This is a genomic window from Geobacillus zalihae NBRC 101842, from assembly GCF_001544135.1.
In the GTDB taxonomy this organism is placed as follows: domain Bacteria; phylum Bacillota; class Bacilli; order Bacillales; family Anoxybacillaceae; genus Geobacillus; species Geobacillus zalihae.
In genome coordinates, this window is the sequence record NZ_BCPV01000033.1 from 18738 (window position 1) to 41619 (window position 22882).

The 22882-nt window shown below is 54.5% G+C and carries 19 protein-coding genes; 16 read left to right on the forward strand and 3 right to left on the reverse strand.

Annotated features, from left to right (window positions below):
- Positions 1–70 precede the first annotated feature (70 nt).
- A complete protein-coding gene (gene yhfH / locus GZ1_RS18295) occupies positions 71–208 on the reverse strand; it encodes a protein YhfH (protein ID WP_013146223.1) in 138 nt (45 codons plus the stop codon).
- A 151-nt stretch (positions 209–359) separates the two neighbouring features.
- On the opposite strand from yhfH, the gene GZ1_RS10675 reads away from it, so the two are divergent.
- The 5 genes from GZ1_RS10675 (at position 360) to GZ1_RS10695 (ending at position 5793) form a co-directional block, all read left to right on the forward strand.
- Positions 360–1094: an MBL fold metallo-hydrolase gene (locus tag GZ1_RS10675; RefSeq protein ID WP_033005982.1), complete on the forward strand. Its 735-nt coding sequence runs from the start codon at positions 360–362 to the stop codon at positions 1092–1094.
- A 136-nt stretch (positions 1095–1230) separates the two neighbouring features.
- A complete protein-coding gene (locus GZ1_RS10680; protein ID WP_060788460.1) occupies positions 1231–2775 on the forward strand; it encodes a fatty acid--CoA ligase family protein in 1545 nt (514 codons plus the stop codon).
- A 127-nt stretch (positions 2776–2902) separates the two neighbouring features.
- Entirely contained in the window at positions 2903–3910 is a 1008-nt protein-coding gene (locus GZ1_RS10685; protein ID WP_060788461.1) for an ABC transporter substrate-binding protein, read from the forward strand.
- Between the two features lie 127 nt (positions 3911–4037).
- Positions 4038–5030, forward strand: coding sequence for an ABC transporter permease (locus tag GZ1_RS10690; RefSeq protein ID WP_033006390.1), 993 nt, complete (start codon positions 4038–4040; stop codon positions 5028–5030).
- Positions 4996–5793 carry an ABC transporter ATP-binding protein gene (locus GZ1_RS10695; protein WP_013146218.1) on the forward strand — a complete coding sequence of 266 codons (798 nt, stop codon included), beginning with the start codon at positions 4996–4998 and terminating at the stop codon, positions 5791–5793. The genes GZ1_RS10690 and GZ1_RS10695 overlap by 35 nt, the downstream gene beginning before the upstream one ends.
- Before the next feature lie 56 nt (positions 5794–5849).
- Here GZ1_RS10695 and dat read toward each other — a convergent pair whose 3' ends face one another.
- Positions 5850–6713, reverse strand: coding sequence for a D-amino-acid transaminase (gene dat, locus GZ1_RS10700; RefSeq protein WP_014195013.1), 864 nt, complete (start codon positions 6711–6713; stop codon positions 5850–5852).
- Positions 6714–7016: 303 nt separating this feature from the next.
- On the opposite strand from dat, the gene GZ1_RS10705 reads away from it, so the two are divergent.
- The gene (locus GZ1_RS10705) at positions 7017–7733 is read left to right on the forward strand and encodes an AzlC family ABC transporter permease (RefSeq protein WP_020755018.1); all 717 of its coding nucleotides are present in this window, start codon (positions 7017–7019) and stop codon (positions 7731–7733) included.
- Positions 7726–8031 (forward strand): AzlD domain-containing protein, encoded by a 306-nt coding sequence (locus tag GZ1_RS10710; protein ID WP_060788462.1) that lies wholly within the window; start codon positions 7726–7728, stop codon positions 8029–8031. The genes GZ1_RS10705 and GZ1_RS10710 overlap by 8 nt, the downstream gene beginning before the upstream one ends.
- A gap of 63 nt (positions 8032–8094) precedes the next feature.
- Here the strand turns inward: GZ1_RS10710 and GZ1_RS10715 are convergent, their stop codons facing one another.
- A complete protein-coding gene (locus GZ1_RS10715) occupies positions 8095–8685 on the reverse strand; it encodes an SCO family protein (protein WP_013523073.1) in 591 nt (196 codons plus the stop codon).
- A 193-nt stretch (positions 8686–8878) separates the two neighbouring features.
- Here GZ1_RS10715 and aceA point away from each other — a divergent pair, with 193 nt between their 5' ends.
- From aceA to GZ1_RS10760, 9 genes are all read left to right on the forward strand, one after another.
- Positions 8879–10165, forward strand: a complete 1287-nt coding sequence (gene aceA, locus GZ1_RS10720) for an isocitrate lyase (RefSeq protein WP_033005585.1) — start codon at positions 8879–8881, stop codon at positions 10163–10165.
- Between the two features lie 106 nt (positions 10166–10271).
- Positions 10272–10466: a hypothetical protein gene (locus GZ1_RS10725; protein ID WP_013146212.1), complete on the forward strand. Its 195-nt coding sequence runs from the start codon at positions 10272–10274 to the stop codon at positions 10464–10466.
- Between the two features lie 120 nt (positions 10467–10586).
- Positions 10587–11120: a competence protein ComK gene (locus tag GZ1_RS10730; RefSeq protein ID WP_013146211.1), complete on the forward strand. Its 534-nt coding sequence runs from the start codon at positions 10587–10589 to the stop codon at positions 11118–11120.
- A gap of 102 nt (positions 11121–11222) precedes the next feature.
- Positions 11223–11846: a TVP38/TMEM64 family protein gene (locus GZ1_RS10735; protein WP_013146210.1), complete on the forward strand. Its 624-nt coding sequence runs from the start codon at positions 11223–11225 to the stop codon at positions 11844–11846.
- Positions 11843–12391, forward strand: coding sequence for a signal peptidase I (gene lepB / locus GZ1_RS10740; RefSeq protein WP_011230183.1), 549 nt, complete (start codon positions 11843–11845; stop codon positions 12389–12391). Before GZ1_RS10735 ends, lepB begins: the two co-directional genes overlap by 4 nt.
- 256 nt (positions 12392–12647) lie before the next feature.
- Positions 12648–16151: a helicase-exonuclease AddAB subunit AddB gene (gene addB, locus GZ1_RS10745; RefSeq protein WP_278247960.1), complete on the forward strand. Its 3504-nt coding sequence runs from the start codon at positions 12648–12650 to the stop codon at positions 16149–16151.
- A complete protein-coding gene (gene addA, locus GZ1_RS10750; RefSeq protein ID WP_060788463.1) occupies positions 16152–19880 on the forward strand; it encodes a helicase-exonuclease AddAB subunit AddA in 3729 nt (1242 codons plus the stop codon). It abuts the gene before it with no gap.
- 20 nt (positions 19881–19900) lie between these two features.
- The gene (locus GZ1_RS10755; RefSeq protein WP_033005587.1) at positions 19901–21079 is read left to right on the forward strand and encodes an exonuclease SbcCD subunit D; all 1179 of its coding nucleotides are present in this window, start codon (positions 19901–19903) and stop codon (positions 21077–21079) included.
- Positions 21076–22882 (forward strand): AAA family ATPase (locus GZ1_RS10760; RefSeq protein ID WP_157074364.1); only part of this gene is annotated, 1807 nt, incomplete at its 3' end. The genes GZ1_RS10755 and GZ1_RS10760, both read left to right, overlap by 4 nt.

The following is a 22882-nucleotide window of genomic DNA, read 5'->3' on the forward strand; positions in this document are numbered from 1 at the left end:
GCTGCATTAGGGAACAGCCAAACGCCGGCGGGGCAGCCGACGTCGTGACGCAAGAAGGTATTCCGCTTACCTAGTGGCGGTAAGCGGCGCCAAGGCAATCAGAACATGTGTTGCCGTAGCATTCATGCTGCTCGTCAATCTCTTTGCCGCAGTGCGTACATTTTTTAGGTGGCAAGTTTCTGAAAAATTCCAACACTTTCATCAACATTCCGATCCCCTCCGTTGTCTTGGTAATTTTATTGTATTATAACACATAACAAAATGTCAATATGTGTTTTAAAACAAAAATCAACAAAGATGAAAAAATAGGCGCGGTTGTGTATGATGAAGACAAAACGAATGGAAGGAGAGAACCGAAAATGAAAGTGACGGTCATCGGCTATTGGGGAGGGTTCCCGGCCTCCAATGAAGCGACATCGGCGTATTTGTTCGAGCATGACGGATTTTGCCTGCTCGTTGATTGCGGCAGCGGGGCGCTTGCCAAGCTGCAAAACTATACGGCTGTGGAAAACTTAGATGCGGTCATCATCTCCCATTACCATTACGACCATATCGCCGACATCGGCCCGCTCCAATACGCGCGTCTCATTCATAAAAATTTGGGAGCTGACCTTCCCGTCTTGCCGATTTACGGCCATGTGGAAGACGAGGCGGCGTTTTCCCGCTTGACGCACAGCGGCATTACGGAAGGAATTGCCTATGACCCGAATGGGACGCTGGCTGTTGGACCGTTTTCGATCACATTTATGAAAACAGTCCATCCGGTGCCATGCTACGCGATGCGCATTACTGCCGGCGGCAAGACGGTTGTTTATACGGCCGATTCAAGCTATATACCGGAGTTTCTTCCGTTTGCCAAAGGAGCCGACTTGCTCATTTGCGAGTGCAACTTTTACGCTGGGCAAAACGCGGCGCCGGCTGGGCATATGACGAGCGAGGAGGCGGCGGCCATCGCAGAGGGAGCACGTGTCGGAGAATTATGGTTGACGCATTTGCCACACGTTGGCCGGCACGAGCAGCTGGTTGAGGAGGCTGGCCGGACGTTCCGCGGTGTCATCCGCCTCGCCCGCACCGGCCTAACATGGGCGCAATAGGCCAAAATAAGAGAGAGCAGCAAAGGAAACGCTTTCCCTTGCCCTTTGCTGTTCTTTTTTTTATAATGGATATAGTTCGAATTTTTTTATTTATAAAATGAATGGTCATTCATTCATTTTGGGGGGAGGAGCGTATATGAACGTCACGGCGCGGTTGGCGCAAATCGCGAAGCAGTTGCCGGACAAGGAAGCGTATGTGTTTAGGGAAGAGCGGTGCACGTATCAACAATTGGATGAAGCCATTTCCCGATTTGCCGACGGATTGGCGCGGCTTGGCATTCGCCGAGGCGACCATATTGCCTTGTTGCTTGGCAATTCGCCGCAGTTCGTCATCGGCTTGTACGGGGCGCTGCGGCTTGGGGCGACCGTCATTCCGATCAATCCCATCTACACGCCCGAGGAAATTTCTTATATTTTGCACAACGGCGACGTCAAGGCGGTGATCGGCCTTGACTTGCTCGCTCCGTTGTTTGTGGAGGCGAAGAAGCGGCTTCCGCTGCTCGAGCATGCGATCGTTTGTGAAACACCGGAAGGGAAGGAAAAAGGCATTTCCCTGTCGGAAGGAATGAAATCGTTTGCAGAAGTGTTGGCGGACGGCAGCCGGGATTTTACCGGCCCTGAACTGGGTGATGACGATGTCGCCGTCATTTTGTACACATCGGGGACGACCGGCAAGCCGAAAGGGGCGATGCTCACTCATAAAAACATATACAGCAATGCCCAAGATACGGCCGATTATTTAGGCATCAATGAAAATGACCGCATCATCGCTGCGCTGCCGATGTTTCATGTGTTTTGCCTGACCGTGGCGCTCAACGCCCCGCTAATGAACGGCGGGACGGTGCTCATTATGCCAAAGTTCAGTCCAGCAAAGTTGTTTCAGCTGGCCCGAGAGGAAAAAGCGACGATTTTTGCCGGCGTGCCGACGATGTACAATTTCCTTTATCAGTACGAAGGTGGAAGCGCGGACGATTTGCGGACGCTCCGCCTTTGCATCTCAGGAGGCGCTTCAATGCCGGTCGCTTTGCTTGAAAACTTTGAGAAAAAGTTCAACGTCATCATTTCAGAAGGATATGGGCTTTCGGAGGCGTCCCCTGTCACCTGTTTCAATCCTCTTGATCGGCCGCGCAAGCCTGGTTCGATCGGAACGAACATTAAAAATGTTGAAAATAAGGTCGTCAACGAGTACGGCGAGGAAGTGCCCGTCGGCGAAGTCGGAGAGCTTGTCGTTCGCGGGCCAAACGTTATGAAAGGGTATTACAAAATGCCGGAAGAAACAGCGGCTGCCTTGCGCGACGGTTGGCTGCACACCGGTGATTTGGCGCGCATGGACGAGGAGGGCTATTTCTATATCGTCGACCGAAAGAAAGAGATGATTATCGTCGGCGGCTACAACGTGTATCCGCGCGAAGTCGAAGAAGTGCTGTACAGCCATCCAGATGTCGTGGAAGCCGCCGTGATCGGCGTGCCGGACCCGGACTACGGCGAAGCGGTGCGGGCGTATGTCGTCTCGAAAAATCCGGAGTTGACGGAAGCAGAGCTCATTGCTTACTGCCGTGAGCGGTTGGCAAAATATAAAGTGCCGAGCGCGATTGACTTTTTGGACGAGCTGCCGAAAAATGCGACAGGAAAAATTTTGCGAAGAGCGTTAAAAGAGCGGCTCGCGTCTTCCCATGCTTGATGGTGCTGAATTTTCAGCACCTTTTCTTTTTTTTGAATAGTATATTGAAAACAAGTAGATAAATTTATATAATTTAACACATAAAAGTTTAAAAGGACTAAACTTCTCTACATAGGGGGATGGGATCATGGGCCAATCGATTCGGCGGTTCGCCGCGGTGTGTGCAGCCGGCTTTTTGTTGCTTGGCGGCTGCGGCGGCGCGAAAGAGACGGGAAGCAGCCAGGGAAGCGGCGGGAAGAGCGGGAAAGAAAAGACGTACAAAATCGGCGTGACGCAAATTGTCGAGCATCCATCGCTCGATGCGGCGCGCAAGGGATTCCAGCAGGCGTTAAAAGACAAAGGGCTGTCCGTTGAGTATGACGTGCAAATCGCCCAAGGCGACCAAAGCAACAACCAAACGATCGCCAATAATTTTGTTTCGGACGGCGTCGACTTGATTTTTGCCAACTCAACGCCAAGCGCGCAGGCGGCGCTCAATGCGACAAAAGACATTCCGATCGTGTTCACGTCGGTGACCGACCCAGTCGGCGCGCAGCTTGTCCAATCGATGGAAAAGCCGGGCGGCAATGTGACGGGAACGACCGATACCCACCCGGAGGCCATTCCAAAAACGGTGCAATTTATTGACAAATATATCAAAGGCAACCGCGTCGGCATGGTCTACAACGCCGGCGAACAAAACTCCGTCGCTCAAATCGAGCAGGTGAAAAAGGCGATGCAAGGAACCGATTTGCAAATGGTCCCGGTGTCCGTATCGACATCAGCAGAGGTGAAGCAGGCGACCGAGTCGCTCGTCGGCAAAGTCGATTGTCTGTACATCATCACCGACAACACGGTCGTCTCGGCGCTCGAGTCGGTGATCCAGGTGGCGAATGAGCACGACATTCCGCTTTTTGTCGGTGAACTCGATTCCGTCAAGCGCGGCGGTTTTGCGGCGTACGGGTTTGACTATTATGACATCGGCTACGAAGCGGGGGAAATGGCGGCGCAAATTTTGCAAGACGGCAAAAAGCCAGCCGATTTGCCGGTGCAATATCCACAAAAATTGAAGCTTGTCATCAATAAAAAAGCAGCGCAAGAAATGGGCATCAAGCTCAATCCAGAATGGGATTCCATTGCGGAATATATTGAATAAGCGGCCGTCCCTCCTTCGATGAAGGAGGGGGCCAAAAAAGCAGGGAAAGTGCGTTTTGGCGCGCAACGTGCCACATGCGCCTTCGGTGTGTTTCCGAAAAGGTAGGTGAAAAGCTGTGTGGACAGCGATGTTCAGTTCCGTCGAAGCCGGCTTGATTTACGCCGTGATGGCGCTCGGCGTCTATCTATCGTTTCGCATTTTGGATTTTCCCGATCTGACGGTTGACGGCAGCTTCGTCACCGGCGCGTCTGTCGCCGCCGTGCTCATTGTCAATGGAGCCAACCCGTTTGCCGCCTCAGCCGCGGCGCTTTTGGCCGGCTTTGCCGCCGGGGTGTTGACTGGGCTTTTGCATACGAAAGGGAAAATCAATCCACTGTTATCCGGCATTTTAATGATGATCGCTTTGTATTCGATCAATTTGCGCATTATGGGCAAATCGAACGTTCCGCTGTTGCAGCAGGAAACGGTCATCACAAAAATCACCGCCGCCTGGCGGCAAGCCGGATTGGATGCGGCGCTCAACCGACTTGTTTCCTTCACCGGCTTTGCGCCGCGGACATGGGCGGTGCTTGTGTCAATGGCGATTGTCGCGCTAATGGTCAAAGGGCTGTTGGATTGGCTGCTGAAAACAGAAGTGGGGATCGCCTTGCGGGCAACTGGAGACAACAAGCCGATGGTGGCGAGCTTTTCCGCCAACACCGATTGGTTGATCGTGTTTGGCCTTGGGCTGTCGAACGCACTTGTGGCGCTTTCCGGAGCGCTCGTCGCCCAGTACGGCGGATTCAGCGACGTCGGGATGGGAATCGGGATGATCGTTATTGGGCTCGCTTCCGTCATCATCGGGGAGGCTTTGTTTGGCGCCCGTTCGGTCGCACGCGCGACGTGGGCGGTCATCGGCGGCGCCATCGTCTATCGCCTCATTTTGGCGCTTGCGTTGCGCGTCGAGTTTTTGGAGACGGGCGATGTGAAATTGATTACTGCGCTCATTGTGATGATGGCGCTCGTCGTGCCCAACACGTTGGCGGCGCAAAAAGAACGGCAGAGGAAAAAGCGGAGGGTGCGGCAGTTGGAGAGGGGGGAAACCGTTGCTGGAGCTGAAACGAATTACAAAAGTGTTTAACGAAGGAACGGCTGACGAGAAAATCGCTTTGCGCGGCATTGATCTGACGCTTGCCCCCGGCGATTTCGTCACCGTCATCGGCAGCAACGGCGCCGGCAAGTCCACGCTCATGAACATCATTTCCGGACGGCTGTCTCCTGATACCGGCGAAGTGTGGATCAACGGCCGCGATGTAACCGCGCTCAAGGAGCATGCGCGCGCCCGCTACATCGGCCGCGTCTTTCAAGACCCGATGGCCGGCACCGCCCCGCATATGACGATTGAGGAAAATTTGGCGCTCGCCTACAACCGGACAAAGCGGCGCACGTTAAGCCTTGGCGTCACGAAGCAAAAGCGCGAGTGGTTTCGGGAAACGCTGCGAACGCTTCATTTAGGGCTTGAAGACCGGCTCGCCGCCAAAGTCGGACTTCTTTCCGGCGGGGAGCGGCAGGCGCTTTCCTTGTTGATGGCGACGTTTACAAAACCGGATGTGCTGTTGCTCGATGAACATACCGCCGCCCTTGATCCGGCGCGGGCGGAGTTGGTCACGGAGTTGACGAAGCAAATTGTTGAGCAGCACCGCCTGACGACGCTCATGGTGACGCACAACATGGAGCAGGCGATTCGCCTTGGCAACCGGTTGATCATGATGGATGGCGGGCAAATCATTTTTGCCGCAGAAGGAAAGGAGAAAGAAGAGCTGACGGTCGAGCGGCTGCTTGAGGCATTCCAACGCATCCGCGGCAGCCAGTTTGCGAGCGACCGCGCCGTGCTCAGCTCATAAAGGAAATGAGGTGTCCTTCTTTGGCTGGGGGACACCTCTTCTGTTCGGCCGGCCGGTCAGATATTTTGGGTTTCTCGCTGCGTCGCTTGTCGGTAGGCGGCTTGCAGCGCCTTCGTCACCGCCCCCGGCGCGCCGCTTCGGATCACCGTTTCGTCGACTTGAATAATCGGGATAATCGCTGACGTCGTGCTCGTTAAAAACAGTTCGTCCGCCTCCCTAAGGTCGTTGGTGGAAAACGCTTCTTCGACAAATGGAATGCCAAGCTCAGCGCAAAACTGCTTCACTTTCGTGCGGACGATGCCGTTTAAAATCCGTGCGGTGGCCGGATGGGTGTACACCGTTTCATTTTTGACAAGGAAAATGTTTGACGAGCTGCCTTCGGTTACGACGCCGTCGCGATGCAAAATCGCTTCAAACGCTCCGCGCTCAACCGCTTCTTGTTTCGCCAATACGTTGGGCAATAAGTTCAAGCTTTTAATGTAACAGTATTCCCAGCGGACATCTTTCGTCAAAATCGTGCGCACCCCATGTGTCATTTCCTCGGTTTTCCGCGCCATCGGCTGGATGTAGGCGTACAAGTTCGGCCGGTTTTCCGCCGGAAACGCATGGTTGCGCGGGAAGCTGCCGCGCGTCATTTGCAAATACAAAATCGCATCTTCCTGCACATCGTTGAGGCGGCGAAGCTCCTCAAGCTGTTCGATGAGCTCTTCGCAGCCAAACGGAACGGATAGGCGAATGGCGGCCGCTGAACGGTACAGCCGGTCAAGATGCTCGCGAAGCCAAACGTATATCCCGTTATATAAGCGGACGACTTCGTAGACGCCATCACCGAATTGCAAGCCGCGCTCTTCCATCGGGTACGTGACTTGTTCATAACGGAAAATGCCGCGGTCGGTTAATACATACGGTTTCACTGACATGGACGTGCACTCCTTTTCTGTTGCCATCAATCATGAATCAGTTTGATTATATCATAGATTGGCCTCTTTCTGCGTTTGTCTCGTGTTTGGCGTGAGCGGAAACAATGGATGGATGTTCGGGTTGCGAAATGAGACGAATTTTTAGATAATAAAGTTATCAATCTATATAAGTTGCAATAAAGATTTTCCGATTGTTCGATTCTGTTTTCCTTCATAACAAGTCATTTTGATAGAATGCAGCGGGCGCTCTACTGGATGTAAAACAAAGTTTCAACTTATATAGTCAAATGGGGGGATGAATGAATGGAAACGACATGGGCAGCCGGCAAGATGGCGCCGTTTCGCCAAGGGGTGCAAGCAGGAGCAGCGATTGCCATCGGCTACATGCCGATCGCGCTGGCGTTTGGGCTGCTCGCCAAGACAACCGGACTGACGTTCGCCGAGACCGTGCTCATGAGCATCGTCGTCTTCGCCGGCGCCTCGCAATATATCTCATTAAGTCTGCTTGCCGCTGGCACCGGGGTGTTTGAAATCGTGTTGACGACATTCGTATTGAACATTCGCCATTTTTTAATGTCGGCGTCCCTTAATGAAAAGGCTGAGCCGGACGCACTTTGGAAAAAAGCGCTGTACGCCTTTGGCATTACCGATGAGACGTTTTCGGTGGCGGCGATGAAAGAAGGAACGATCAATGCCTCGTATATGTTTGGGCTCATTGCCATGGCGTATGGCAGCTGGGTCGTCAACTCGGGCATTGGTTATGCCGCTGGGTCCGGTTTGCCGGAAAGTTTGCAAGAAAGTATGTCCATTGCCTTGTATGCCATGTTTATCGGCTTGCTCGTTCCAGCGTTGAAAAAGCAGCGGAAAATCGTCTGGCTGGCGGGGCTGTCGGCTTTATTCAACTCGATCGGCACGTTTGCCCTTCACTTGTCGAAAGGCTGGTCGATCGTGTTGGCTACATTGTTGTCGGCCATCATCGTTCAATGGCTGACGAAGGAAGGGGGAAACGGCGGTGAATAGCGCGATCGTATGGATGATCATCGGCATGGGGATCGTGACGTATTTGCCGCGCCTGTTGCCGTTTGTGTTGCTCGGCGGCGTCGAGCTGCCGTCGTTTTGGCAAGGAGTGCTGAAAAATGTGCCGTATGCGGTGCTTGGGGCGCTCATTATTCCGGACGTTTTTTTCATCCAAGATGATCTTTCGTTCGGTGTCATCGGTTTTGTAGCGGCCGTCATCACCGCTTGGCTTGGGGCCAATGTCATGATCGTCGTGCTTGCGGCGGTTGCGGCGCTCAGCCTGTATTCGTTATTTGTTTAAAAAGGGAAGCGGACATCGCTTCCTCTTTTCCTTTTGCGACAGGTATGCAAACTTGCTGCATGGTTATGACAATTCCTCCATAATCGCCTCGTATACCTCATCGACATGAAATCGAGATGTCCCCATGCCGATTTGTTTGACGACACGCCCGTTGCGGCCAAGCAAGTAGGCGAGCGTCGTGTGTACGATCATGCCGTTGCCCGGGTCGCGGTATTGAAAGTGGAAGGCGTCCGCTACTTTTTTCGTGTCTGCTTCGCTGCCGCGCAAAAACACCCAACCTTGTCCGTCGCTCATGACTCCAAACGCATTGGCATATGTCTGCAGCTTTTCATTCGTATCGCGCGCCGGGTCGATCGTGATCGTGATGAATTCCACCTTGCTCCCAAATACCCCGGCTTTTTTTAGGCGATCGCGCAGTTTTGCCATTTGTGCTGTCGTATTCGGACAAAGATCCGGACAGTTTGTATAAATAAACTCGACAAGCCGCACTTTCGGCGGAAGGTCGCCAAACTCGTATGATTTTCCCCATGCTGTTTCCATCGTCACGTCATTTGGAAGCCGCATCGTCGATGGCTGGTAGACAGCAAAGTACAGGATGCCGACGCTGATGCCGATGATGACAAGAGAGGCAGCTAACGTATACCATTTTTTCACTATTCATCACTCCTCAATATGATCATATCAAAAAGATTAGCGAAAAAATCGCGATGTTTATGAACAATATGCGACTATTTTCCCAATTAAAAAAAGTTTCAAAAAAAGGCTTGCACTTTTGTTTTTCTGTTATATAATAAAATCGTAAATATAAACAATGTAATATAACAATAGAGAGATGGGGGAAGGAAAAATGGCGTCATTTGCTGAACGTGTCCGGCAATTAGAAGAAAGTTGGAAAAATGAGGAGCGCTGGAAAGGGATCGTCCGTCCGTACAGCGCGGAGGATGTCATTAAACTGCGCGGCTCGCTTGACATCGAGTATACGCTCGCTCGACGCGGGGCGGAAAAATTATGGAAGCTGCTTCATACAGAGGATTACGTCGCGGCCCTTGGCGCGCTGACCGGAAATCAGGCGGTGCAGCAAGTGAAAGCAGGCTTGAAGGCGATTTATTTAAGCGGCTGGCAAGTGGCGGCCGACGCCAACCTCGCTGGACAGATGTATCCGGACCAAAGCCTGTATCCGTCCAACAGCGTTCCGCATGTCGTCAAGCGAATCAATCAAGCGTTGCAGCGCGCGGATCAAATTCAATACTTAGAAGGCAGCGGGGACGTGGACTACTTTGTGCCGATCGTCGCTGACGCTGAGGCGGGGTTCGGCGGCCAACTGAACGTCTTTGAGCTCATGAAGGCAATGATTGAAGCCGGAGCGGCTGGCGTCCATTTTGAAGACCAGCTGTCATCGGAGAAAAAATGCGGCCATTTAGGCGGCAAAGTGCTTTTGCCGACGCAAACGGCGATTCGCAACTTGATTGCGGCGCGGTTGGCCGCCGATGTCATGGGGGTTCCGACGGTGCTCATCGCACGCACCGACGCGAACGCTGCTGACTTGATCACAAGCGACATCGACCCGCGCGATCAAGCGTTTATCACTGGAGAACGGACACCGGAAGGATTCTATCGCACAAGAGCCGGTTTGGATCAAGCGATCGCCCGCGGGCTTGCCTATGCGCCGTATGCCGACCTCATTTGGTGTGAGACGAGCGAGCCGAATTTGGATGAGGCGCGCCGGTTTGCCGAAGCGATTCATGAAAAATTCCCAGGCAAGCTGCTGGCGTACAACTGCTCGCCGTCGTTCAACTGGAAGAAAAAATTGGACGACGAAACGATCGCCAAATTCCAGCAAGAGCTCGGCAAAATGGGATACAAGTTCCAATTTGTCACTTTGGCTGGCTTCCATGCGCTCAACTACAGCATGTTCGAACTGGCGCGCGGCTACAAAGAGCGAGGCATGGCGGCGTATGCCGAGCTGCAGCAAGCGGAATTTGCCGCCGAGAAGTACGGCTACACGGCGACGCGCCATCAGCGCGAAGTCGGCACGGGCTATTTCGACGAAGTCGCCCAAGTGATCTCTGGCGGCCAATCGTCAACAGTCGCTTTGAAAGGATCGACCGAAGAAGAACAGTTTACGACAGCTTAATGCAAACCGATCACAAACGAAGACGAAAGCCCGGCGTGGCCGGGCTTTTTTCGTGTATAAAAAGGAAAAAGATGGAGCATCCTATAAGACATAGGGAGGCGATGTGATGGAAAAGAATCAAGGCGACCTGCCGGAGCTGATGCCCGCTGAGTTTCGCGTCAGCACGGATCTTCATGTTGAGCAATGGTTGATGGATGAAGAGACGTATGCTGGCGACTCGGTCGGCGAGCATACCGCGTTGGAACAGGCGAATGAATATTTAGCGTCCAAAGAAATCGGTCAAACGTTTGAAAACTCTTAGAACACCCATGACGATTGTCATGGGTTTTTTTAATAGATTTTTTGCAAAATATAGAAAAATATAACTTCTGATGGTATGATAGGAGTAGTGGGTGAGTTGATTAAGAGAGGAGACGAACGGATGAAAGTCAATGAATTCATTGTCTTGGAGCAATTCATCGTAAGCCGTTATACGATGGCGATTCTCCCATACTTTTTAAACAGCGATGTGTATGCGAAAGTCATTGAGGAGGACGGCGAATATATCATCAAACAAACGCCGATGGACATTATTAAACATAGTTGCGATTACTATGGAAGCAGCTTTCAAGGGAGAAAAGAAGGAACAAAAGCCGTCATTGGCATCACCCATAAAGCGCCGATCGCCATTGAACCAGCCAATGAAATTTACGTATTTCCAACCGCCTCTCCGCGTGACTCCCGCTGCGTTTGGCTCTCGCACATGCACGTTTATCGGTATGAGCCTGCCAAATATGAGCGGACCATCGTTTATTTCCGCAACGGAAAAAGCATATCCCTCGATGTTTCCTGCAAATCGTTCATCAACCAGTTATACCGAACGGCTCAACTGCGGACAAAATTATCCGAGCGGATGGAAGCGAGGGAGCGCAAACTCCAATACATATTTCGCATGCAGCAAGAAAAACAGAGTTAGCTGAATAAATTGATAAAAATGGTTTTTCCTAAAGATGAGTTCAAATTAGGCGCCTGGACGTGTAAAATAAAGATATAAACGGCATTTGAATGGGGAATAGACATGGATATGGAAACAATCAAACAATGGTTCACGCTCGACAGCATCCTTTCCCTGCTCGAACAATACCGCTCTTTCGGCGTGCTTCCCGGCATCGCAGCGACGTTGCTTGAGTCGTTTTTTCCCATTTTGCCCATGTTCGTCTTCGTGATGGCGAACGCAGCGGCGTTTGGACTATGGAAAGGGTTTCTGATCTCTTGGCTAGGCGCTTCACTTGGCTCGCTCATCGTGTTTTGGCTGACGCGGAAAGTGGGGCAGAAGCGTTTTTTTCACTTTGTCCGCCGCCACCCGAAAGTGCGGCAGTTTATGCATTGGATTGAGCGACACGGATTTGGTCCGCTGTTTTTGTTGTATTGCTTTCCGTTCACCCCATCGGCGCTTGTCAATATTGTTGCCGGACTGTCGCGCATCAGCCGCCAGCAGTTTGTATTGGCGGTGCTGCTAGGAAAGATGATCATGGTGTTTACCATCAGTTTTATCGGCTATGACTTGAAGGCGCTCATCCGTCAGCCGCTGCGCACGGCGATGATCGCCGCAGTCGTTCTGTTGCTTTGGTACGCCGGAAAACGGGTGGAAGCGCGATTTTCGTTGACGGAAGAACAAGGCGGCGAGGAGGGCGGGGAGTGACCAAGCAAAAAGAAAAACGAGGCCGCCGATGGCCATGGTTTGTTGCCGTTTGTGTTGTCGCCACGCTTCGGTTGTTCGTGTTCAGCAATTACGTGGTGGAAGGAAAATCGATGATGCCGACGCTGGAGAGCGGCAATTTGCTGATCGTCAATAAGCTTTCCTACGACATCGGGCCTATTCGCCGGTTCGACATTATCGTTTTTCACGCCAACAAAAAGGAAGATTACGTCAAGCGGGTTATCGGCCTGCCTGGCGATCGGATCGCGTACAAAAATGACATCTTGTATGTCAACGGAAAAAAAGTTGACGAACCGTATTTGCGCCCGTATAAGCAAAAGCTGCTTGACGGCAGGCTGACCGGGGATTTTACGCTTGAGGAGGTGACCGGGAAAACACGGGTGCCTCCCGGCTGCATTTTCGTTCTTGGCGACAACCGGCTTAGCAGCTGGGACAGCCGCCATTTTGGGTTTGTCAAAATCAACCAAATTGTCGGCAAGGTGGACTTTCGCTACTGGCCGTTTAAACAGTTCGCCTTTCAATTTTAACCTTAATCTCGAAAGAAGTCTTCCGCTTCTATAACGAAGTGAAGCTTCAGAGACCAATAAATGGATCCTTCGAAGCGAGGTTGTTCAGTCGTCCGACAGTCGCTGACATGTCGGCTGGATCCACAAAAAGAAACAAACGTTAACGTTTCAGATTGCCTCTATATAACCCGCGGCCGGAAGGGCGTTTTTTTCTTCCCAAAAGCGAACATACGTGCTAAAATAAAACAAATAAAGGAAACGAATGGTGGTGGATACAATGTCGCTGCGGTTTTTGCTCGGACGGTCAGGAAGTGGGAAAACGGCTGTCTGCCTCGAAGAAATTCGCCGCCAGTTGCAAGAGGATCCAAAAGGAAGGGCGATCGTCTATCTCGTTCCGGAGCAAATGACATTTCAATGCGAATACGCGTTGATACATACCGAGGGAGTGGACGGGATGATTCGCGCCCAAGTGTTCAGCTTCACCCGTCTCGCTTGGCGCGTGCTGCAGGAAACAGGCGGCATGACCCGGTACCACATTCATGATGTTGGCGTGCAGATGATGATCCGCAAAATTATTGAGCAACGCAAACAAGAGCTGAAACTGTTTGGCCGCGCGGCGGACAAACATGGGTTTATCGAGCAGCTGAACGAAATGATCACCGAATGCAAACGGTATTGCCTGACGCCGGGCGAACTCCGCCGACATGCTGAGGCGTTCGAGGATGGGCCTGATCAACCGGGCCGCCGCTTGCTCGCTGACAAGTTGAGCGATGTCGCGCTTGTGTATGAGGAACTTGAGAAAAGTCTTTCCGGCCACTATCTTGATTCGGAAGATTATTTGCGCTTGCTCGCTGAGCATATTCCGCGCTCAAGTTATTTGCGGGATGCCGATATTTACATCGACGGCTTTCATCATTTCGCGCCGCAAGAATATATGATCATCGAACAGCTTCTTCGCCATTGCCGGCGCGTCACCGTTTGTTTGACGATCGACCGCCCGTATGACGACGGAATGCCGGACGAACTTCATCTCTTTTATTTGCCGGCGCAAACGTACCGCCAGCTGAGGGAGTTGGCGCTAAGCAATGACATTGCGATCGAAGAGCCGATCGTGCTTTCGGCCAACCGACGCCATGAAGACAGGGCGCTCGTTCATCTTGAGGCGCAATTTCACCGACGCCCGTTGCTTCCATATGGTGCAAAGACCGATGCCGTCCATCTTTATGAGGCGTCCAATCGCCGAGCGGAAATCGAAGCGGTCGCACGCGAAATCATCCGCCTTGTCCGCGATGAAGGGGCGCGCTATCGCGACATTGCGCTGATCATCCGCCAGACGGAGGCGTACCGCGATCTGGTAAAAACGGTGTTTTTTGATTTTGGGATCCCGTATTTTATGGATGAAAAAGAACCGATGCACCACCACCCGCTCATTGAACTCGTGCGCGCTGCCTTAGAGACGGTCGTGACGCGTTGGCGATATGAAGCGGTGTTTCGGGCGGTGAAAACGGATTTGCTTTTTCCAACGGACGGCGATCTGCACATGTGGCGCGAGGCGGCCGACAAGCTCGAAAACTATGTGCTTGCTTACGGAATCAAAGGGGATAAGTGGACAAACAATGAGCGCTGGGCGTATCGGCGCTATCAGGCGCTTGACGGTTTGAACGTACCACAAACGGATGAAGAGCGGCAGTTTGAGGACATGCTCAATGAATGGCGCGAGGCGTTGGCCGCTCCGCTTCGCCGGTTGGAGCGCCGTCTGCGCCGGGCGGAGGACGGACGCGGGTTTTGTATGGCATTATATCTGTTTTTGGAAGAATTGCAGATTCCAAAAAAACTAGAGAAAATGAGCGCGCAAGCGGAAGCGGACGGCCGCCTCGTTGAAGCGCGCCAGCATGAACAGGCGTGGAACGCCGTCGTCGATTTGCTTGACCAATATGTAGAAATGCTCGGGACAGAATCACTGCCGCTCGCTGAGTTTGTCAAGATTATCGAGGCTGGGCTCGATCGGTTGGAGTTCTCCCTTGTGCCGCCGGCGATGGACCAGGTGATCGTCGCTCAGCTTGATCGCTCTCGTTTAATTGACATCAAGTATGCGTTCGTCATCGGCGCCAACGATGGCGTTATTCCAGCGAAAGTGAAGGAAGACGGGCTGATGGCGGAAGTGGAGCGCGAGCAGCTGCGTGAGTTGGGGGTGGCGCTCGCCCCAGGGGGACGGGAGCAGCTGTTTTATGACCCGTTTTTTGTCTACTTGGCACTTGTTTGTCCGAGCCGGCGGCTGTATGTTACATATCCGCTTGCTGATGGAGAAGGGAAAGCGTTGATGCCGTCGCCGCTCATCAAGCAGCTTACGGAACTGTTTCCGCATGCGCCGGTGCATCTGTGCGGCAACGACCCGTTCGACGCCCCGGCAGAAAAAGCAGAGGCGTTCGTGACCGCGCCGCGGGCGACGCAAACGTATTTGATCAGCCAGCTCCGAGCATGGAAGCGCAACTACGGCATCGATCCGCTTTGGTGGGATGTGTATAACACGTTCATCGGCCATCGGGACTGGAAGGAGCAGGTGCGGCATGCCGTCTCCGCGCTCTTTTATACAAACGGAGCGACGCCGCTCAAAAAACAGTGGAGCCAGCGGCTGTACGGCAAAAAAATTCAGGCGAGCGTCTCGCGCATGGAGCAGTTTCAAAAATGCCCGTACGCCCATTTCGCATCGCATGGGCTGCGGTTGAAAGAGCGCAACGTTTTCCGACTTGAGGCGCCGGATGTTGGGCAATTGTTCCATGCCGCCATCAAGCAAATCGCCGACCGGCTGCGCGAACAGCATCTTGATTGGCGCGAACTGTCAAGACCAGACTGTGAACGGCTGTCGGCCGAAGCGGTCGAGCGAATCGCCCCGCTCATCCAGCAGCAAGTGCTCTCAAGCTCTCATCGCTATGAATATATGAAACGAAAATTGAAACACGTCGTTGCCCGTACAACCCATGTGTTAAGTGAGCATGCGCGGGCGAGCGGTTTCGTTCCGATCGGACTTGAGCTGTCATTCGGCCCCAATGGCGACCTGCCGCCGCTTCGGTTTCGGCTGCCCGACGGAACAGTGATGGAGCTTGTTGGGCGGATCGACCGCGTCGATAAGGCGGAAAGCAGCCAAGGAGTGCTTCTGCGCATTATCGATTACAAATCGAGCGCGAAAACGCTCGATTTGACGGAAGTATATTACGGCCTGGCGCTGCAAATGTTCACCTACCTGGACATCGTGCTGACATATGCCGAACAGCTCGTCGGCCAGCCGGCCTTGCCAGCCGGGGTGCTTTATTTTCACATCCACAATCCGATCGTTCAAGCGAAGCAATGGGTGGATGATGAGGTGGAAATGGCGAAAAAGTTGCTTGAACCGTTTCGGATGCGCGGACTGTTGCTCGCTGACGTCGAGGCGATCCGGTTGATGGACAACCGAACGGAAGACGGACAATGGTCGCTGATTGTGCCCGCTCAGCTTACGAAAAGCGGATCGATCCATTCGCGTTCGTCGGTGGCGAGTCCATCCGACTTTGCCGCGCTCCGCCAGCATGTCCGCCGTTTGTTCATCGACATCGGCGGGCAAATCGCCGACGGCGTCGTGTCGATCGCCCCGTACAAGTTGAAAGATAAAACAGCGTGCGAGTTTTGCGTCTTCAAACCGGTCTGCCAATTTGATGAGGCACTCTCCGGCAACGAATACCGGAAGCTTGCCCCGCAAACGAAGGAAGCGGTCATCGAAAAACTAGCGGAAGGGAAGGAAGGATAAATGAACGCCACGATTCGCCCGAAGCCGGCTGGGAGCCGATGGACGGATGAACAATGGAAGGCGATCGCCGCGGGCGGCCGAGACATTCTTGTCGCCGCGGCGGCCGGATCCGGGAAAACGGCCGTTCTTGTCGAGCGGATCATTCAAAAAGTGACGGCGGAAGAAGGAGCGGTCGATATCGACCGGCTGCTTGTCGTTACCTTTACCAATGCGGCAGCCGCGGAGATGAAAGCAAGAATCGGTGAGGCGCTCGAGCGGGAATTGGCCAAGCGTCCGCATTCGCTCCATTTGCGGCGCCAGCTCAGCCTGCTTCCCCGCGCCGCGATCTCGACGCTCCATTCCTTTTGCTTGGATGTCATTCGCAAATATTACTATTTGCTCGATTTGGATCCGTCGTTTCGCATCGCGGATGAAACGGAAATCGAGCTGTTGAAAGAGGATGTCCTTGAAGAGCTGCTTGAGGAGGAATACGGAAAGCCGGACAACGAGCGGTTTTTCGCCGTCGTGGATGCCTATACGGGCGACCGGAGCGACGCCGAGCTGCAGGAGATGATTGTCGCCCTTTATGAATTTTCCCGCTCCCATCCGGAACCAGATGAATGGTTGGCCGGTTTGGCCTCGATGTATGACGTCGATGAACGGACGGATATCAAGACGCTGCCAGCAGCCCGCTATATCGCGCAACATGCCGCGATGGAGCTGGCGGCGGCCAAACGGCTGATCCGAAGGGCGCTTGAGCTCGCCGAAGAACCGAGCGGGCCGCGGCCGTATGCCGAGCGGCTGCGCGAAGATCTGGAGATGATCGTCAAGTTAGAGGCGCAACTTTCCGGGCCGTGGGCCGAGCTGCATCGCGCGCTAAAGGCGCTGTCGTTTGGGCGGCTGCCGGCCTGCCGCGGCAAGGACTATGACGAGCGGCTGATCGACGAAGCCAAATCGCTGCGCGATCAGGCGAAAAAGAAAGTGGAGGCGCTGCGCGACAATGTGTTTTCGCTCGATCCATCCGTTTGGCTCCGCCATATGAGGGAAATGAAGCCGATCGTTGAAACGATCGCTAACCTTGTCCGCCGTTTTGCCGTCATGTTCCAAGCGGCGAAACGGGAAAAAGGAATCGTTGATTTTTCTGACTTGGAACATTATTGTTTGCATATTTTGCGGCGGCGCGATCCGGAAACGGGCGAATGGCAGCCTTCCTCCGCCGCCTTGGAATACCAGGCGCAGTTTGATGAAGTGCTTGTTGACGAGTATCAAGATACGAACCTCGTTCAAGAAGCGATTTTGCGGATGGTAAAAAAAGGAAGTGAACGAACAGGCAATTTGTTTATGGTCGGCGACGTGAAACAGTCGATTTACCGATTCCGCCTTGCCGAGCCGATGCTGTTTTTGGACAAATACAAACGATTCACCGCCGACGGGGAAGAAGGGGGGATGAAAATCGACCTCGCGAGCAACTTCCGCAGCCGCCGCGAAGTGCTTGACGGGACGAATTTTCTGTTTGCGCAACTCATGGGGGAAACCGTCGGCGAAATGGTTTACGACGAAGCGGCGCAGCTGAAATACGGCGCCGATTACCCGGAAGGGGAGGATGCGGCGCCGGAAGTCATGATCATCAACCGGCAGCGTGCGGCGGAAGAGGACGAAGAGGAAGCGGCTGAATGGGAAGCGGCGGAGCTCGAGGCGCGGCTGATGGCGAAAAAAATCAAAGAGATCGTTTCCGCTCCGTTTTATGTATACGATCGTTCGAGCGGGCAGCCGCGGCGCGCCATGTACCGTGACATCGTCATCCTTGTCCGCTCGATGACGAATGCGCCGCAGATGATCGAGCAGTTGCAGGCGCAAGGCATCCCGGCGGCCGCGGATTTGTCATCCGGCTATTTTCAGGCGACGGAAATTTCGATCATGCTCTCACTGTTAAAAGTGATCGACAACCCGCACCAAGACATTCCGCTCGCCGCGGTGCTCCGGTCGCCGCTCTTTCGTTTTGACGAGAATGAGCTCGCCATGATTCGCCTCGCCGATCCAAAGGGCACGTTTTATGAAGCGCTCTGTTCGTTTCGGCAAAAGCCGGCGGAAACAAAAGAGGAGGCCAACGCCCAAAGGAAAGCGGCGGCTTTCTTAGAGCGGCTCGAGGGCTGGCGTACGATGGCGCGCCGCCGCTCATTAGCTGATCTCATTTGGCAGCTGTACCGCGATACGCAATTTTACGATTTTGTCGGCGCACTGCCGGGCGGCAGGCAACGGCAGGCGAACTTGCGCGCTTTGTACGACCGCGCGCGGCAGTACGAGTCGACGTCGTTTCGCGGCTTGTTTCGCTTTCTTCGCTTCATCGAGCGGCTGCAAGAGCGCGGCGACGATTTAGGGGCGGCCCGGCCGCTCGGCGAGCAGGAAGACGTCGTGCGCATCATGACGATTCACAGCAGCAAAGGATTGGAATTTCCGATCGTGTTTCTCGCTGGGCTGGCTCGTCCGTTTCATACACGTGATTTGCACCACCCATATTTGCTCGATAAAGAGCTGGGCTTTGCCGCCCGCTTTGTCCACCCGCGGCTGCGCATCAGTTATCCGACGCTGCCGCTGTTGGCCATCCAAACGAAAAAGCGGCTTGAACTGCTCGCTGAGGAGATGCGCATTTTGTATGTCGCGCTCACAAGGGCAAAAGAGAAGCTGTATTTGTTGGCGTCGGTCAACGATGCGGCCAAGGAGATTGAAAAATGGAAAAGCGCTGCTTCGGAACGCGGCTGGCTTCTCCCCGACGATGTGCGGGCTTCGGCCCGCTCCTACTTGGATTGGATCGGCCGGGCGCTCATCCGTCATCGGGATGGGGGGGCGCTTGCGGGAACGAAGGCGCCTGAAGAGGTCGCCTCTCACCCGTCTGTATGGCGTGTCGCCATCGTGCCGGCCGCCGATTTGCGCGGCGCAGAGGCTGCGAGGGAGGAGATGGATGGCGGCGTGCTTCTTGCCCTCGAACAAGGCCGACCCGTTCCCGTAGAAGGAGGGTGGCAGAAGGAGGTCAAACGCCGCTTGTTGTGGCGGTATTCGTATGAGAAAGAAACGGCCGTGCGCGCCAAGCAATCGGTGTCAGAACTCAAAGAACAGCGCGCGCTCTTTGGCGAGCAAGCGGACGAATGGCGGCCGCGCCAAGGGACGGCTCCGGTGTTTTCCCGGCCGCGTTTTATGCAGGAGAAAACGTTGACGCCGGCCGAAAAAGGGACGGCGCTCCATGTCGTCATGCGCCATCTCGATTTGCAAGCGCCGCTTGATGAATCGTGGATCCGCAGTCAGATCGTCCGCCTTGTCGAAAAAGAGCTGCTGTCGGCAGAACAAGCAGAGGCGGTCGATCCAGCGGCCATCGCTGCCTTTTTCACTGCAGATCTTGGCCGCCGCCTTTGCGCCGCCCGCGAAGTGCACCGTGAAGTGCCGTTCAGCTTGGGGCTTAAAGCGGCTGAACTGTACGGCGGCGAAGGGACGGAAAGCGGCCGGCGCGTCCTCGTGCAAGGGGTGATCGACTGCGTGTTTGCCGACGAATGCGGCTATGTGATGATTGACTATAAAACGGATGAAGTCGTCCACCGTTTTGCTGGGCAAAAGGAAGAAGCGGCTCGTTTTCTGCTCGGCCGCTACGGGACGCAAATGCGCTTGTACCGGCGGGCCATCGAGCAAATTTGGCGTGCGCCGGTGGCGGAATGCTATTTGTATTCGTTTGACGGCGGGTTTGTTGTGGCTGTTGAGTGATGCAAGGGGGGAAAGAGAGAATGCGGATTTTGCATACCGCGGACTGGCATTTTGGGAGAACGCTCGAGGGGCGGAGTCGGATGGCCGAGCAAGAGGCATTTGTTGATGAGCTTGTGGAGATTGTCAAGAAAGAACAAATCGACATCATCCTTGTGGCCGGCGATGTATTCGACTCCGTCAATCCGCCGGCGGCTGCGGAACAACTGTTTTATGAAAGCCTCGCCCGCCTGTCCGACAAAGGACGCCGCCCGGTGGCAGTCATCAGCGGCAACCACGACCACCCCGACCGGATCAGCGCTGCCCGGACGTTGATGTGTGCGCACAACATTTTTCTTTTCGGCCGCCCGCAAGCGGCTGTTTGCCGGATTGACGTTCCATCGTGCGGCGAAACGATGATGCTTGCTCCGTTGGCCTATCCGTCCGAATCGCGCCTCGCCGAGCTGTTGTCATCCGACTGTAAAGAGACGACGATGCGCGATCGGTACGATGACCGCATCCGCGCCCTATTAGCGGCGATGGCCGCCTCGTTCACGGCGGAGACCGTCAATATCGCGATGAGCCATCTTTACGTTGCCGGCGGACGTACGTCCGATTCCGAGCGGCCGATTGAAGTCGGCGGCGCTTATACGGTGGCGGCTGAGAGCTTGCCGAAAGCCGCGCAATATGTGGCGCTTGGCCATCTGCACCGGCCGCAGGATGTCAAGCAGGCAAAGACGGCGGCGCGCTATTCCGGCTCGCCGTTGGCGTACAGCTTTTCCGAAGCCGGTCAAGCCAAATCGGTCACGGTCGTTGACGTGCATCCAGGCAGGAAGGCCAAGGTGGCGGAGATACCGCTCGTTGCCGGCAAACCGCTCATCCGTTGGAAGGCGACAGAGGGGCTCGCTCAAGTATACCGCTGGTGTGAGGAAGGAAGAGACCGATCAAGCTGGATCGATTTGGAGATTCATGTGACCGAGTCGTTGACAATGGAAGAAATTGATCGGCTGCGTAAGCTTCATCCCGGATTTGTCCACATTCGCCCGGTGCTTCCCAATCGGGTGGAAGAGATGATGGAAATGAGCCGCGAGCCGCTTTCACTTGAAGAAATGTTTCACCGCTTTTACGAACGGCAGACTGGGGGACAAACGCCGGATGAAGAGCTCGTCCGCCTCTTTTTGGAGCTGGCGGCGGAAGAAGAGAAGGAAGGGGAGGGAGAATGAAGCCGATCTCGCTGACGATCGCCGGGCTTCATAGCTTTCGTGAAAAGCAGACGATCGATTTCACCGCACTGTGTGAGGGCGGTGTGTTCGGCATTTTCGGGCCGACTGGAAGCGGCAAATCAACGATTTTAGACGCCATGACGCTCGCCTTGTTCGGCAGCGTCGAGCGGGCGGCCAACCGCACGCAGGCGATCATCAACCACGCGGAGCAAGAGTTGTTTGTCTCGTTTACGTTTGAGCTGGAAAATGCGGCAGGAGCGAAACGGTATACAGTCGAACGAAGCTTAAAAAAAGTGGACGAATGGCGGACGCGCAGCGCCGTTTGCCGCCTAATCGAGCATCGGTCCGAGCCGGTCGTGCTCGCCGATAAACTGTCGGAGGTGGACAAGGCGATCGAGCAATTGCTCGGCTTGACGATGGAGGATTTCACCCGGGCGGTCGTCTTGCCGCAAGGAAAATTTGCCGAATTTTTATCGCTCAAAGGGTCGGAGCGGCGGCAAATGCTGCAGCGCCTCTTCCATCTTGAGCGGTATGGCGATCAGTTGAATAAAAAGTTGAAAGACCGGCTTGCCGCCGCTCGGCAAGAATGGGAAAAAATCGAAGCGGAAAAAGCGGGGCTTGGCGATGCTTCAAAAGCAGCGCTCGAGCAGGCAGAGGCGGATGTGCGGGAGCTCGCGGGGCTGTTTGCCAAGCGAAAAAAAGAGCTTGAGGAAGTCGAAGCAGATGTGGAACGAACAAAACAACGATGGGCGTGGCAGCAAGAAAAAGAAGCGGTCGAACAAGAGCTCGCCGCGCTGCGCCAACATGAATCCGCCATCCGCGAGCTTGAGGCGAAAAAGGAGCGCGCCGAGCAAGCAGAGCGCATCTGGCCGTATTGGGAGCAGTGCGAGCAGGCATGTCGCTTGCGGGCAGAGGCGTTTCGTCGGTATGAAGGACTGGCGCGTCGGTTAGAAGAAGCCCAATTGAGCTATGAAGAAGCGGCGCGGCGTTATGAACGGGCGCGCCAAGAAAAGGCGCAGCGCGAACCGGAATTGCTCGTCCAGATGGAACGGCTGCGGCAGGCGGCGCAGCTTGAGCAGCAAATGGAAGTGCTTGGACAGGAGCTCGCAGCTCTTCGTGAAGAGAGGAAGCGACTCATTGCCCAGGAGAAGGCAGCTGCACGCCGGTTTGAAGAGGCGTCGGTCTGGTATGAGCGCGGCGCGAAGCGGCAGCGGGAGTTGAAAGAAGAACTGAAACAGCATGAAGAGGCGCTGGATGGAAAAGATGAGGCAGAGCGGGCGTACAGGCAGAAGCAGCATATTGAGCAAGCGGCGTCAGCCATCGCTCGCGTCGATGCCCAACTTCAGCAAAAGGAGGCCGTTTGGCGTCGGGCGAAAGAGGAAAAGTTGGAGCGGGAACGCCGATCAGCCGCTGTCGGCTCCCGGCTTCAAGAGCTGTTCCGGCGTGTGGAGCGGACGTATCGTTTCGTCTGCTGGCGGCAGCAGGACGCTGAAAAACAATTGTATACGTTGCAGAAAACCATGGAGGCGGAGCGACAGCGAGCCGAAGAAGCGCGGACGGCGCAACTCGCCTCCGCCTTGGCTGAGCGGCTCCGTCCCGGCGAGCCGTGTCCAGTGTGCGGATCGCGCGAGCATCCGCATCCGGCCGCCGCACCGCACGATGTCCAACTTGAGCGTCTGTCCGAGCTTGAGGCAGAGCGGCAGCGGTATGAACAAGATTGGCAAATGATCATTTCGTTCAAGGCGCAGCTCGAGCAGCTTGCCGAGCTGGCGGCAGGCCATGAAGCGCCGCCTGTGTTTGCCG